Annotated in this window: 11 protein-coding genes and 1 tRNA gene; 4 read left to right on the forward strand and 8 right to left on the reverse strand. The window is 57.9% G+C overall.

Features of this window, described 5'->3' with window-relative positions; all coding sequences use genetic code 11:
* The first annotated feature begins 92 nt into the window (after positions 1-92).
* From rpoD to B058_RS0103475, 3 genes are all read left to right on the forward strand, one after another.
* Positions 93-1,934, forward strand: coding sequence for an RNA polymerase sigma factor RpoD (gene rpoD / locus B058_RS0103465; protein WP_018507083.1), 1,842 nt, complete (start codon positions 93-95; stop codon positions 1,932-1,934).
* Between the two features lie 40 nt (positions 1,935-1,974).
* Positions 1,975-2,051: transfer RNA gene (locus B058_RS0103470), tRNA-Ile, on the forward strand.
* Positions 2,052-2,230: 179 nt separating this feature from the next.
* A complete protein-coding gene (locus B058_RS0103475) occupies positions 2,231-3,448 on the forward strand; it encodes a tyrosine-type recombinase/integrase (RefSeq protein WP_018507084.1) in 1,218 nt (405 codons plus the stop codon).
* Positions 3,449-3,478: 30 nt separating this feature from the next.
* On the opposite strand, the gene B058_RS0103480 is transcribed toward B058_RS0103475, so the two are convergent.
* The 5 genes from B058_RS0103480 to B058_RS17425 form a co-directional block, all read right to left on the reverse strand.
* Positions 3,479-6,373 (reverse strand): DNA methyltransferase, encoded by a 2,895-nt coding sequence (locus B058_RS0103480; protein WP_040723261.1) that lies wholly within the window; start codon positions 6,371-6,373, stop codon positions 3,479-3,481.
* A 739-nt stretch (positions 6,374-7,112) separates the two neighbouring features.
* Entirely contained in the window at positions 7,113-8,168 is a 1,056-nt protein-coding gene (locus B058_RS0103485; protein WP_018507086.1) for a DUF262 domain-containing protein, read from the reverse strand.
* A 409-nt stretch (positions 8,169-8,577) separates the two neighbouring features.
* Positions 8,578-9,456, reverse strand: a complete 879-nt coding sequence (locus B058_RS17205) for a YdaU family protein (RefSeq protein ID WP_018507087.1) — start codon at positions 9,454-9,456, stop codon at positions 8,578-8,580.
* On the reverse strand, positions 9,453-9,938 hold the full coding sequence (locus B058_RS0103495; RefSeq protein WP_157265497.1) for a primase/helicase family protein: 486 nt from the start codon (positions 9,936-9,938) through the stop codon (positions 9,453-9,455). Before B058_RS0103495 ends, B058_RS17205 begins: the two co-directional genes overlap by 4 nt.
* A 43-nt stretch (positions 9,939-9,981) precedes the next feature.
* Positions 9,982-10,176, reverse strand: coding sequence for a helix-turn-helix transcriptional regulator (locus B058_RS17425; protein WP_081616716.1), 195 nt, complete (start codon positions 10,174-10,176; stop codon positions 9,982-9,984).
* Positions 10,177-10,591: 415 nt separating this feature from the next.
* Between B058_RS17425 and slmA the strand changes: the two genes are divergently transcribed.
* On the forward strand, positions 10,592-11,176 hold the full coding sequence (slmA, locus tag B058_RS0103500; protein WP_026240603.1) for a nucleoid occlusion factor SlmA: 585 nt from the start codon (positions 10,592-10,594) through the stop codon (positions 11,174-11,176).
* Here the strand turns inward: slmA and B058_RS0103505 are convergent.
* From B058_RS0103505 to B058_RS0103515, 3 genes are all read right to left on the reverse strand, one after another.
* Positions 11,164-11,934 carry a HesA/MoeB/ThiF family protein gene (locus tag B058_RS0103505; protein WP_018507090.1) on the reverse strand — a complete coding sequence of 257 codons (771 nt, stop codon included), beginning with the start codon at positions 11,932-11,934 and terminating at the stop codon, positions 11,164-11,166. The two genes, slmA and B058_RS0103505, sit on opposite strands and share 13 nt — an antisense overlap.
* Before the next feature lie 11 nt (positions 11,935-11,945).
* Positions 11,946-12,341, reverse strand: a complete 396-nt coding sequence (locus B058_RS0103510) for a hypothetical protein (RefSeq protein WP_018507091.1) — start codon at positions 12,339-12,341, stop codon at positions 11,946-11,948.
* 82 nt (positions 12,342-12,423) lie between these two features.
* Complete coding sequence (locus B058_RS0103515; RefSeq protein WP_018507092.1) at positions 12,424-13,842, reverse strand: S41 family peptidase; 1,419 nt, start codon at positions 13,840-13,842, stop codon at positions 12,424-12,426.

Genomic DNA, 13,842 nt, shown 5'->3' on the forward strand with positions numbered 1-13,842 from the left:
GCGGAGAATAACCTGTGGCTGTACGTGGAAGAAAACCAGGTGGTGGCGCCAAAAAACCCGAAGCGCTACTTCCCCTGAAGGAGCTGACGCCGGTGGAGGCAGAAGCGCGCCGCACCCAGCTGAAGAACCTCATCATCCTCGGCAAGGAACGGGGGTTCCTGACTTATGCCGAGATCAACGACCACCTGCCCGACGAGGTGCTGGACGCCGATCAGATCGAAGGCGTGATCAGCATGATCAACGACATGGGCATCCAGGTCTACGATGAGGCGCCCGATGCCGAAACCCTGCTGATGCAGGAGGCCGCCCCGGCCGTCGCCGACGAAGACGTGGTCGCGGAAGCCGAACAGGCCCTGACCACCGTCGATTCGGAATTCGGCCGCACGACCGATCCGGTCCGCATGTACATGCGTGAAATGGGCTCGGTCGATCTGTTGACGCGTGAAGGCGAGATCGAGATCGCCAAGCGCATCGAGGAAGGCCTGCGCCACATGGTGCAGGCCATCTCGTCGTGCCCGCTCACCATCCAGCAAATCCTGGACATGGCGGCGCAGGTCGAAAAAGACGAGATGCGCATCGACGAACTGATCGACGGCTTCGTCGAAATGGAAACCGAAGCCGCGGCTGAAGAGGAAGACACGTCCGCCGACGCAGAAGATGCGGACGAGGACGACGACGAAGAGGCCAGCGCCAAGCTTGCAGCCGCCAATCTGGCACAACTCAAAGCCGAAGCCCTCGTGCAGTTCGACTTCATCCGCAAGGCCTACAAGAAAGCACAGACCGCCCATGCCAAGTACGGCCTCGGCAGCCAGCAGCACATGAAAGCCCAGTCTGAAGTCACCGAACTGCTGATGGCGATCCGCTTCTCGGTGCGCCAGGTGGACAACCTGTGCGAACAGATCCGCAGTGCGGTGGAGGAAGTGCGTTCGCACGAGCGCAAGATCATGGAATTCTGCGTCACTCGTTCGGGCATGCCTCGCCCGCACTTCATCAAGACCTTCCCCGGCAACGAAACCAACCTGACTTGGCTGGATCGGGAGATCGCCGCGAAGAAGGCATACTGCTCGACACTTTCCAAAGTGCAGTACGAAGTCAAGGCGCACCAGGAAGCACTGATCGCGATGCAGGATCGAGTCGGCCTGCCGATCAAGAACCTGAAGGACATCAACAAGCAGATGTCGACCGGTGAAGCCAAGGCACGCCGTGCCAAGCGCGAGATGATCGAGGCCAACCTACGGCTGGTGATCTCGATCGCCAAGAAATACACCAACCGCGGCCTGCAGTTCCTCGACCTGATCCAGGAAGGCAACATCGGTCTGATGAAGGCGGTGGACAAGTTCGAATACCGCCGCGGCTACAAGTTCTCGACTTACGCCACGTGGTGGATTCGCCAGGCGATCACGCGTTCGATCGCCGACCAGGCGCGCACCATCCGCATCCCGGTGCACATGATCGAGACCATCAACAAGATGAACCGCATCAGCCGTCAGATCCTGCAGGAAACCGGCATCGAACCCGATCCCGCAACACTGGCCATCAAGATGGAAATGCCGGAAGACAAGATCCGCAAGATCATGAAAATCGCCAAGGAGCCGATTTCGATGGAAACGCCGATCGGCGACGACGAGGATTCCCACCTCGGCGACTTCATCGAGGATTCCAGTACACTGTCGCCCGACGATTCCGCGATCTACGCCAACCTGCGCGACGCCACCCGTGAAGTGCTGGACAGCCTGACCTCGCGCGAAGCCAAGGTATTGCGCATGCGCTTCGGCATCGAAATGAACACCGACCACACACTGGAAGAAGTCGGCAAGCAATTCGACGTCACGCGCGAGCGGATCCGCCAGATCGAGGCCAAGGCCCTGCGCAAGCTGCGCCACCCGACCCGTTCCGAAAAGCTGAAAAGCTTTACCGGCAGCGGCGAAGTGTAAGCCTCCGGCTTCGCCCCTCGCGGCGAGGCACCCATGTTCCGGGTCTGTAGCTCAGTTGGTTAGAGCAGGGGACTCATAATCCCTTGGTCCACGGTTCAAGTCCGTGCAGACCCACCAAATTAGAATCCAGCAACACCCAACGCCATCCATAAGCCCGCGTAAATGCGGGCTTTTTCTTTTCATTCCGTCCAAAACGGTCTAAGATCGTCCAACGAAATGCCCCCGCCACTGGGGGCATATTCGGGGGCATATTGGTTATATGAAAACACCATGCCCCCACAATGGAGGGAAACCGCATGGCGCTTAGTGATTTGGCAATCAGAACCGCGAAGCCTGGGGCAAAACCCATACGCTTGTCCGACAGTGGCGGCCTGTATCTTGAAGTCGCCCCCAGCGGGGGCAAACTGTGGCGGCTGAAATACCGCTTCGGCGGCAAGGAAAAACGGCTAGCGCTAGGCAAGTATCCAGATGTGGGACTGAAGGAAGCGCGGGAACGGCGAGACGAAGCCCGCAAGCTGCTAGCAAACGAGGTTGACCCTGGCGAGAACCGCAAGCAACAGAAGGCAGCCAGGGCAGAGCGGGCAGCCAACAGCTTTGAGGCTGTGGCGCGGGAGTGGATAGCCAGAAACACCCCCACCTGGGCAGCCACTCACACCAGCAAGATTGTGCGCCGACTGGAAATGTACGTTTTCCCCTGGCTGGGCGGCAGACCGATTGCCGAGATAACTGCACCTGAACTGCTGGCGATGGCCCGCCGTATTGAAGGCAAAGGCGCGATTGAGACCGCCCACCGGGCCATGCAAAACTGCGGGCAGATATTCCGCTACGCTGTGGCCACCGGACGCGCTGAGCGCGACCCTACAGGCGATCTTCGCGGCGCATTGCAGCCGGTCACGTCAAAGCACATGGCAGCGGTAACAGAGCCGCACAAGGTGGCAGAACTGCTACGGACATTCGACACGTATCAAGGCACGTTGACTGTGCGCTGTGCCTTGCAGCTTGCGCCGCTGGTATTCGTGCGCCCCGGGGAGCTTCGGCAAGCGAAATGGAAGGACATAGACCTAGACGCGGCTGAGTGGCGCTACATCGCATCCAAAAAGGGCAACGCTCACATTGTCCCGCTGGCACTCCAAGCTGTCGCCATCCTCCGGGAAGTGCAAGCCCTGACGGGGGGCGGGCTCTACGTTTTCCCTAGTGCGCGCACAAGCGAACGCCCTATGAGCGATAACGCCATCTTGGCAGCCATGCGCCGCTTGGGCATTGCCAAGGATGAGATGAGCGGCCACGGCTTCCGGGCGATGGCCCGCACGATTCTTGATGAGGTGCTGGGCTTTCGGCCTGACCTGATCGAGCACCAGCTGGCCCATGCGGTAAGAGACCCAAACGGCCGCGCTTACAACCGCACTGCCCACCTGTCCGATCGGCGCAAAATGATGCAGTCTTGGGCGGACTATCTGGACGAATTGAAGGCCGGAGCGGAAGTTATACCGATTCACGGCCACACTGCCGCCTGACCCATCCGTCGTGGGCTGCAATATATCGATCTAGGTCCACTTCTGAATGGCTGACAAATTATTTTGATGTAGCCCAAAGGCATCAGTGGAGACCAGGCCAGAGGGATTGGGATAGCCCGTTGGAATACCCGGACCAACGACTGTTTTGCCACCCGCCATTTCGGAGGCAACCTGCTGATTCAACTGTAGCAGTTGTTCTAGTAGGTCACGCTTTGGGCTGTAGCCGTAAGCCTTGAGCACGGCGGTGTCGAGCCCAGCATGGGCATCGCGGAGAGGGTTCTTGCCTGGCAGATCAAGTGTGCGGTAGAGCGCGCGCAGGCCGCCAGTCATGGATTGCAGAGCTTGGTCACGCAATGCGCGCAGACGACGGCCAGCCTCGGCCACAGCATCGATCTGTTTGACGGTGGCGGACTGCGGCCAAGGAAAGGTGTCGAAAACGGACTCCGAGGTATAGCGGGGGTCCGACTTCATATTCGAGCACTTGGCATGGAACCAATGATAGTGTGCAGCGGATTGCAGGATACCAAAGCTGTAATCGTCGGCCAGCGCAAACACCTGCAAGGCGTCGCCGGGGCGAACGGGCGCGTCGACGAAAACGAAGATGGGCCGCTTGGTGACGCGGGAGCATGCAAGATAGCGGGGCATTTTGCCAATAGCGCCAATCAGTTCTGCCCGGCCCCGCCAGTGGCGCCACCAGAAGTCAATCGATGAAGATCGTTCCGAATGCTCTGATTTGGCCTTGATGTCCGGTAAAACACGCTGCATAAGGAGCGTGAAGGGCACTTTAAAACGCCTTGCTTCAAGGACATTCATCGCCCCAAAGTCAATGATGTATCGCTCTATGGGCCGCCCACTAAGCAGATCGTCGCCAACGAGATAAGGATGAATAACCTCACCGTCACCTTTTTCCGCTATTAGATTGCGTTCTTCGGTTGAGATTAAGAAGCCCGAGTGTCCAGGTGTAATGCCTTGGGAAACAACGATAGCGTTGTTGCATGCCAAGCGTTCAGCACTGCCCACATCCACTTTGTCCGACAGCGACGCATTGATATGCGCCACCTCGCGCATGTTCAGCTCGTAGTCCTTGCTGGCTTGGCCGCTGCCCCGCGCGCGTTTCGCCTTGCCCGGGGCAGGCTCGATCTTGAACCACAGCCGCCGCAGCTTCGGCAGCAGCGCGTCGTCCTGCGTTTTCACCCAGTTCGCGATGGAGACGTGCACGTTCGCTTCGCCCGACCAGGGCTGGTTGTCCACCGCCTCGATCACTGTGCCGCTGGCGCAGATGGCGTCGAGCCCGCCGATGCGGCTGGCGTTGTTGCGAATATTTTGTGTACCGACCAAGCCGCCTCGGCCGGCCAGCGGGTCCTGCGTGGTGCAGGCGGACAGATGGGCCTCGGCACGACGGAACCAGTAGACGCAGAAATCCGCCATGCCCGGCACTTCAGGATAGGCCTTGCGCAGGCGGTTGACGTAATCGGTGCCGAAATTGGGCTTGAGCAGCTTGGCACCAAGGAAGGGCGGATTGCCGACGATGACGTCGGCTGCCGGCCACGGCGCACGGCTGCCGTCTTCGCGCAGCAGCGCGTCACCGACCCTGAAATTGGCGTCGAGATTATCCAGTGGCAGGGCGGCCTCTTCGATGTGCAGCTCGTCGATGGCGAGCTTGTGCGCCAGCATCATGGTGACCTTCGCGAGTTCGACCGCGAAGGGATTGATGTCCAGACCGTGGAAGTTTCGAGCCGTGACAAAGCCAAACGGGCGCTGCTCGGTGTTGACGCTGACGTATTCGCCCATGCGTTCGTAGATGCGCGCTTCCAGCCGCTTGAGCTCACGATAGGCGACATACAGAAAGTTTCCAGAGCCGCAGGCGGGATCGAGCACGTGAAAAGTCTCGATGCGCACTAGCAGCTTTTTCAGTGCGCTTAGCGATTTCGCCTTTTCAATCTGCGCTCGCCATGGCTCGACGATAGTTGGGCTGACGATCTTCATGATGTCCACTGGACTGGTGTAGTGCGCGCCGTAAGCGTGGCGTGCTTCGGCGTCCATGCTGTGCTCGAAAATGGCACCGAAAATTTCCGGCCGCACTTTCGACCAGTCGAAGCGGGCGGCGTCTCGCAGCAACTGGATTTCGTCGTTGGTCAGTTCGATGCGCGCCGGCTGGGCGAACAGCCCGCCGTTGAAATAAGGCACACCTTTGAAGCGCCCACCTGCTGTGATACCCGGGGTGTTCATCTCCACGAAAAGCTGGCCAATGAGGTCGTAAGCCAGCGTGGGGGTGGTGCAGTCTTCGAGCAGGCGAACGAAGAAGTACCTTTCCAGCAGGCCGATGTCTTCGGCGAAAAGCGCCATCAAGGCCTGCAAGGTAAAGCGCTGCGCCAGGTCGCGCTCGATGCCGCGACCAACCAGCGCCCGGAATAGAGCCACCAACTGATCGGCTGCCGCACGTGTGACCTGCTCCTGATGGTTGCCGAACACGGGCTCATCGCCTTCTGGGAACATGAAGGCGAGCGGGCCGTAACGGTCCGGCAATTCGGCAAGCTTGATCTGATCGACCGGGCTGTCCATTTGGGTTTCAAAGTCGTAAACCCAGAACTCATCGAAATTGCACAGGACGACCCAGCGTGGCCGTCCCGGAACCAGCCTCACCCAGTAATCGAAGGCCTGACGGTAATGCTTGGTGAGGTCTTCACCACGCTTTTTCATTTCAACCAGGACGAGTGGCTTCCATACCAGATCAGCGAAGCTGGTGCCTTTGTTTTCCTTCTTAATGCGTTCCTCGAACGCAGCGCCGGCTTCTTTAACTCCCGCATGGCCGAAGGCACGGAAAAACTGATCAAGAAAAATCTGTGCTTCGCCTTTTTCGTCACCTTTGATGTGCGCATCGCACCAATCCACGAAATGGCGCAATTGGTCAGAGCGAGGAGTCATTTAGGGGGTTCCATCCTTGTTCTGGAGGGTCGGCCAGAGCCGACTGTCACTGGATAATATAAACAGAAGATCGGCTAACAGATGGCGGCAAGCCCTATGTCTAGAAGATCCTCAAGTGCATGGATGACGAGGAAGTCCCTTGATGTCGGATCAACCCAAAAGAGAGCCTGTATAGGATGTACGATTGGAAAAATTATGTACCTTGATCGGATATTGTGGACATCGCCCATAGTCTGTAAGTTGTTATGGGCTGATGCATTACGAATTAATTGCAATACTTTGGCGCTCTGGCTGCCAGCCGAGAAGGCCGCAAGCAATTGATGCTTATTTGGTGGATCGAGAAGGGGAATGACTTTGATTAGCAGGTCAACATCTCCCCATGTTGGCTCATTTCTAAGTATCGTATTGCTTGCCCCCCAAATCGGCGGCCTCCCCTTTGACTTTGCACGTATCGCGGCACCTGAAACATGTGCTTCCGATATGGCTAAAGCATGCCTTGGTATTACCGCCCCTAAACCGTTAGTCGTACCTAGGCATGACTCAAAAACACATGCCCTGCAGAAAAGGCCCCAGGCTTGCCAGACTCTTGATAGCAGCCCTTCAAGTACGCACTCATCTACCAACGTGAATGCGGAAGCGGAAGAAATTGTTGTCCGGGCAAGGACAAAATCGCTCAGATGAACCGATAGCGTATCGAATTCATCGGCTAGTTGAGTCCAAGCACCATACAAAGACATCGCTACTGGGAAAATTCACCACGCAGGGCCCGGCAAAGCCACTTAATCCGCAACGCACGTTGTGGACCTCGGTTTCCTCCTTCAGAGGCTGCTTTGACGTACTCAGCAAACTCTCCTATGTCGTTCTCTTCATGAGCTGCTGCCAGGCGCCTAATTGACGCTACTGCTCGGTCAGCATCGACAAAATACTCGCCAATAGGTGCAATCCCGGTCAAATCCTCCGCACCTGGCAACCCAAATTTGTTGTGAATCAAGGCGCATAGCAATGAATGGAATACATGCGGTTTTGTAGCATGTGTTCCCTGAATGCCTGATAAGTATTCAATAGCAGAATCAAGAGAACCAATTACTCGTTGATCAATCTCTTCAAGATGATCAAACGTCTCGTCATACTTCTTATAAAGTGAGCGAAGCTTTGTCGGGCTAGTGCTTACGATGCCCTCTTCCACCGCAAGGGCTAAGTCCGCCACAAATGCCGCGTCTGCCATTCGAACAATTTGGCGACTCGTAAGTACGTTCCAATCAATCAGTACGGAACCAAAACGGTCGAGCGCGCGGTTCACCCAGTCTTTGAACTCGCCAAAGAATTCGCTATGCCGTTTTTCTGCGTCATTTAATGGAAGCGTAAACGCATTCATCCTTCGGAACATTTGCAGGATTTCATTCCGGTCGGCATTACGAATGACATCAACTGAAACTGTGTACGCCCAGAACACGTCCTGAGTTTCTTCAGGAAGATCAGAGAACTTCATGCCCGCAAATTCACGAGCGTTTCTACCTAATGGGAATTTGTCATCAGCGAACTCAACGATAGTTGTAATCCGCTGCTGCCCGTCGACAATCTCCCTTCGGGGTTTCTTTGAGGTTTTGTCGATTAGTTCGTGAAAGTAGACTTTAGGGAATGGGAAATCCCTAATTATCGTATCAATGAAGTAGCTCTTGGCTGCGGCTGGCCAAAGTCCACCGCCACGTTGGTACTGCTGATTGACCACGAGGGACCGACTACGGAACCAGTCAACCAGTTCCGCAATCGAGTACTTGCCTTCCTCGACTTTCATTTTTTCTCCCGCTGAAATGCGCTCATTGTCGCCAGAATACTAGCATTGATGGGCCGAGCTCTTGTCTACTAGCCAGTGGCGTTATCCGAAAATCACGTCGCAGGGGTAGTGGGTTGGGAAACAGATGCTCCCCTGCTATTTGCAAGGGGCAGGACGGCCGCAGCAGCGGGTCAGGTCTGGCTCGTTGTAATGTTACAGATAGCCACGAATTCCACGCGGCAGAAGGTCGACGGTGGCGGCCTTGGCTTTAGGGCCACCAGTTGCTGTTCTACCAAGGCTTCATGGGCTTTTTGATAATGGTTCGTATAAGCATAACCCCCTTGCAATACCCCCATAGCTAGCGATTTTTCGGGAGTCGCTGACCCGTATGCACGGGGTCGTCGGGAGTACCTTTTGCACCTGGGCGTAATCATTGCCCCCTCCCATCGCCATCAAGAACACGGCTTGCGAGTAGGGTTATGTCGCGTTCGATGGGTGGACCCCCATCGTTGATGCCAAGCCTTTCAGCGGCAGCATCGGCCGCCGCACGGTAGCTGTTTTGATATGCGAGTTTGGACCCTGGCCGTGGCTGCCTTGCTTCGCTTTGTCGCCTCTCGGCGTCGGCACGGTGTTGCACCGAGTCAAGCAACCACTTGGAAAACTGACTTTGCCAGTTAGCCCGAACATCGCCGGTAGCCGTGTAGTGCGCCACGAATCGCTCACGCTCTGCGTCGATGTCCAGTGCGTGGCGGTTCGCCTTGCTTCTGTTTTGCTCATCCGGCGAGAACTCAGAATCAATCTGCGTTCGCTGCTGAGAGCGCCCCGCGTCAGCGGGGGGTAGGGGGGTGATTGAATTACCCCCACTCTCTGCAGCGTGGGTTTTGTTTTTTGGTAATGGTGAAGGTGAAGGGCAATCGTCAAGCGTTGCTTGAGTAATGCTCGGAGCATTGCTTACGGCATGCTCCCCCCATCGTACACGCGCCGCGTTCTTGGCCCGTTGCGCGCTCTTTTCGCGGTTCGATCTTGCCGCTTCGAGCTCACCCGATAGACGCTTTTGTGACCAGACACCGCCATCGATGGTGAAGAATTCTGCGAGCGTGGCGCGTAATCCGTTCCACTCTCTCGGCGTGGCTTTGACGATGGCGGCGAGGCGCTTGTTATCGTCTGGCAGGCTGCCGTCGTTCCGCCAACACGCCATCAGAAGCAGCAAATACGCGCCATGCTCGCGAGTGTCGAGGTGCTGGGTTGAGGCCAGGTAGTCGCCAATGAACAGCGGCATCCAGACATCTGTCTTGCGGGCATCGCTCATGTGCGTCTCCACTCGGCAATATCATGGCGTAGGTAGGCGCCGCGCACTGCCTGGACGGCGATTTGAATGCGGCTGTCGAATGATTCGGTCAGGACGATGATCCTGGAACTGTGATCAAGCCAAATGCGCCGGATGACGTGCAACATGTTCTCGACATCGAAGGCAACCACGCACGCGACGCCAAGTTTATCGTGCCAGCGAACAGCATCAAGAAAATCGACGACCACTATGATCAGGTCGCCCGGATGCCCGATGATGTGGAAACACCCGCGGGTCTTGCCTGGCGATAGGAAACGGGCGTGCCCGTCTGCCTCGATTACCCACAAATTGCGCAACACGCCGGCACGCATGACCGGCACAAGCGTCCGCTGCCCGAGTGTGCGCACCCCATGCGAGGCCTCGATTCCCGCCTCCCATACCCTGTAGGCACGCGCTTGCCACGCAAGCCCGTTGCTGCGTCGCATTGGCTCAACGGCGCTCACGGTGTCACGTGACCGAGGTGGGAAGGGGTATCGTGTTTCGCGCTCATTTCGACACGCTGTCGATATAAGCCTGAACGTCCGACATGCGCCAGACAGTCACACGCGCCGACAACTTCACGGGCGTGGGATAGCGACCGTCTTTTACCCCGGCCCACCATCCAGACCGGGAAACCGGAATGAGCTGCAGGACTTGGGGAAGACGCAGAAAACTATTAACGGGTTGGGTGTGGCGATCCATCAGGTGGCTCCTAAATCGCGTCCAATTGGACGCCGTGGGGCCACCTTAGATATTTGGCTGTCCGGTTTTAAGGTTAAACCCGGACTTTTTTGGGTGGCCGCTTAATGTCCAACTGGACACATGGGGGCCAAGGTAAAGATTAAGTTGTCTCACTTTAAGGCGGAAGTGAGATTATTTTGTGCGCATCAGCCCGAGCGCATAAGAAACCCGGTACGGGTCTGGACTGCTAGAATTCAGCCCAGTCTAAAAGCCCTCTGCGCATCATTCATGGGGGCATATTTGGGGGCATTTTGCCAAGCCAGAAAACACAAACCCAGCATTTATCTTGCTCACGGGCTGTTGTTCAATGGAGTGCAGACCACCAATTACCCAACATCAGCGATAATCACCCCCTAATAAAAACTGGGGGTGTCAGATGCAAGGGGAAGCCAGAAAACCCGGCGAGCGCCGGTTGCAGATTCTGCAAACACTCGCCGCGATGCTGCAGGAACCACAGCCTGAAAAAATCACCACGGCGGCGCTGGCGGCCCGCATCGGGGTATCCGAAGCCGCGCTATACCGGCATTTCTCCAGCAAGGCGCAAATGTTCGAGGGGCTGATCGAGTTCATCGAACAGACCCTGTTCGGCCTGATTGCGCGCATCACCGCCGACACGCCCTCGCCATCCGCCCAGATCGAGGCCATCCTCAGCATGCTGTTGAATTTTGCGGCGAAGAATCCGGGGATGACGCGTGTACTGATCGGCGATGCACTGGTACATGAAAACGAGCGTCTGCAAAAACGCATCAATCAACTGCACGACCGCATCGAAGCCCAGTTGCGACAATGCCTGCGCTTTTGCGGCGACAAGCAGTCCGAACTGAGCGGGCCGCTGGCCAATCTGCTGCAATGCATGGTGGTGGGACGCTGGCATCAGTTCGCCAAGAGCGGATTCAGCCGCCCGCCCGGTGGCGATATCGAGCTGCTGATGGCGCGTTTGCTCGACGTTCACCCCGCCTGACGCGCAGCTTGCCCGCACACCGGACAGGCCGGGTCGTGCGGCACTTTCATCACGCGAGCCTCGGCCTGCAGGCCATCCCATAACAACAGCCGGCCGATCAGCAACTCCCCCACCTGAGCCAGATATTTCAGCGCTTCCATCGCCTGCATCGCGCCGATGACGCCGACCAGGGGAGAAAACACTCCCGCCTCGGCGCAGCGCGTCTCCGGTTCGCCGGTCTGATCCGGAAATAGGCAGTGATAGCAGGGTGTGTAGGCACGGCGGGTATCGAACACTGCCAGCTGTCCCGAAAATCCGATCGCAGCCCCCGACACCAGCGGCTTGCCCAGCTGAACGCAGGCCCGGTTGACCGCATGCCGGGTAGCAAAATTGTCCGACGCGTCGACGACCAGATCGACCGCCGTCACCACTTCATGCAGTGCTCTGCCGCTCAGCGCTTCCCGAATGGGCTGCACTTCGATTTCAGGATTGATGGCGCGTACGCTACGCGCGAGCGAATCGGCCTTGTTCTCGCCGATGGCTGCCGTGGCGTGCCCAATCTGACGCTGCAGATTGGTCAGGTCGACCGTATCGCCGTCCGCCAGCCACAACTGTCCGACGCCCGACGCCCCCAGATAAAGAGCGACTGGGCAGCCCAGCCCGCCGGCACCGATGATCAACACCGACGCTCCGGAGATGCGCGCCTGCCCGTCCACGCCAACATCGGGCAGCAGAATGTGCCTGCTGTAGCGCAGCAGCAGTGTATCGTTCAACTCCATGGTCAGCGCGGCTATTTATAGCTCCGCCACTCTTCCGGCGTTTCGTCATAATCGCCATGCAGATGGCGCTCGTAGACTTTCATGAATGCTTGCTGGGATTTGATGTCCGGCTCGTTGGCTGCGACGTTGCGTCGCTGCACGCTCTCGCAGTAATACGCCAGCGCACGCCTGAGCTTGCAGAGAAGACTGTTATCGAGATGGAATCCCTGGCTCGCCAGCGCAGTCTCCAACCCTTCCAGCGTGTACTCGCAGATGTGATACCGCACCTGTAGACGATAGAGGTCTGCACCGATGGTCACGTCCAGCCCCTCCAGGCCGGCCAAAAGCGCCAAGGCGCGTTCGGCCTGGCCGGCAGGCAAGGCATGAAAGACGATTTCGCGGTTCTTCTCGAGGTCGCACGGACGCATGGCACCTCCCGGCAGGCTAGGTCAACCAAGTATACCGCGCCGCTTGTGCTGTGGAACCCCTGCGAGCCACACAGCGCGCCGCTCAACGCCCTTGCAGGATCTGCAGGCCTTTAAGCAGGTTCAGCGCCTGGTTCACCTGGAAATCGTTCTTCGACACGATCTCGCCCGGTTCCAGCGGCACCGGCTTTTTATCCTTGCCGTCCGGGCTGGATTTGTCGGTAGGCGGGGCTTTGATGACCATCTCGTCCGGCTTGCTTGCAGGTGCCGCATCCCCGCCATTGGGATTGCTCAGATGGTGTTCGAGATCCGCCTCGCGAATGCCCAGACCTTGATCGTCGGACGGCATGGACGGATCTTCCACCACGATATCCGGTTCGATACCCTTGGCCTGGATGGAGCGCCCGCTCGGCGTAAAGTAGCGCGCCGTGGTGAGCTTGATCGCCGTGCCGTTGCCGATCGGCAGGATGGTCTGCACCGATCCCTTGCCGAAGCTGCGTGTGCCCATGATGACAGCACGTTTGTGGTCCTGCAGCGCACCCGCCACGATTTCGGAGGCCGAAGCCGAGCCGCCGTTGACCAGCACAACCATCGGCACCTGCTTGGCGCCTTCCGGCAGGCTCTTCAGGTAGTCGGACTGCATCGGACGCAGGTAATTTTCCGGGCTCGCCGTCAGCCGCATTTTCGCATCCTCGGTGCGTCCCTCGGTATACACCACCAGGCTGTCCGGCTTGATGAAGGCCGCTGCCACCGCCACTGCGCCGTTCAGCAGCCCGCCCGGGTCATTGCGCAGATCCAGGATCAGGCCCTTGAGCGGTGCCTTGTTGTCCTTATAGAGATTGTCCAGGGCCTCGGCCAGCAATTCGCCGGTATGCTCCTGGAATTGCGTCACGCGCACGTAGCCGTAGCCGTTTTCCAGCAGCTTGGATTTGACGCTGCGGATCTTGATGACCGCGCGGGTCAGGGTCAGCACGATGGGCTTGTCGACGCCCTTGCGAACGATGGTGAGCTTGATTGGCGACCCAGGCTTGCCTCGCATGCGTTTCACCGCGTCGTTCAGCGTCATGCCCTTCACCGGCGTATCGTCAAGCTTGATGATCAGGTCGCCCGGCTTGACCCCAGCCTTGAAGGCGGGCGTATCTTCGATCGGCGACACGACCTTGACGAAGCCGTCTTCCATGCCGACTTCGATGCCCAGGCCACCGAATTCGCCCTGGGTGCCCACCTGCAGATCCTTGAAGCCTTCAGCATCGAGATAGGCCGAATGCGGGTCCAAGCCGCTCAACATGCCGTTGATCGCCGAAGATATCAGCTTCTTGTCGTCGACCGGTTCGACATAATCGCTCTTGATACGGGCAAACACATCGGTGAAGGCACGCAACTCCTCGACCGGCAGCGCAGTCTCCGCATCCTTGTCGGCAATCGCCGGCAGATTGAGTGTCAATGCGGCGCCGGCCAGTATGCCAGCCAGACCGACAAGTACGAGTTTTGCCTTTTGTGTCAT

The sequence above is a fragment of the Thiobacillus thioparus DSM 505 genome (genome assembly GCF_000373385.1).
GTDB classification, from domain to species: domain Bacteria; phylum Pseudomonadota; class Gammaproteobacteria; order Burkholderiales; family Thiobacillaceae; genus Thiobacillus; species Thiobacillus thioparus.

Excerpts from the sequence above, each read along its gene's own strand:
- B058_RS17205 (WP_018507087.1), bottom strand. The coding sequence starts at position 9,456 with ATGAGCGATGCCCGCAAGACAGATGTCTGGATGCCGCTGTTCATTGGC.
- B058_RS0103475 (WP_018507084.1), top strand. The coding sequence starts at position 2,231 with ATGGCGCTTAGTGATTTGGCAATCAGAACCGCGAAGCCTGGGGCAAAA.
- B058_RS0103505 (WP_018507090.1), bottom strand. The coding sequence starts at position 11,934 with ATGGAGTTGAACGATACACTGCTGCTGCGCTACAGCAGGCACATTCTG.
- B058_RS0103480 (WP_040723261.1), bottom strand. The coding sequence starts at position 6,373 with ATGACTCCTCGCTCTGACCAATTGCGCCATTTCGTGGATTGGTGCGAT.
- B058_RS0103510 (WP_018507091.1), bottom strand. The coding sequence starts at position 12,341 with ATGCGTCCGTGCGACCTCGAGAAGAACCGCGAAATCGTCTTTCATGCC.
- slmA (WP_026240603.1), top strand. The coding sequence starts at position 10,592 with ATGCAAGGGGAAGCCAGAAAACCCGGCGAGCGCCGGTTGCAGATTCTG.
- B058_RS17425 (WP_081616716.1), bottom strand. The coding sequence starts at position 10,176 with ATGGATCGCCACACCCAACCCGTTAATAGTTTTCTGCGTCTTCCCCAA.
- B058_RS0103485 (WP_018507086.1), bottom strand. The coding sequence starts at position 8,168 with ATGAAAGTCGAGGAAGGCAAGTACTCGATTGCGGAACTGGTTGACTGG.
- B058_RS0103515 (WP_018507092.1), bottom strand. The coding sequence starts at position 13,842 with ATGACACAAAAGGCAAAACTCGTACTTGTCGGTCTGGCTGGCATACTG.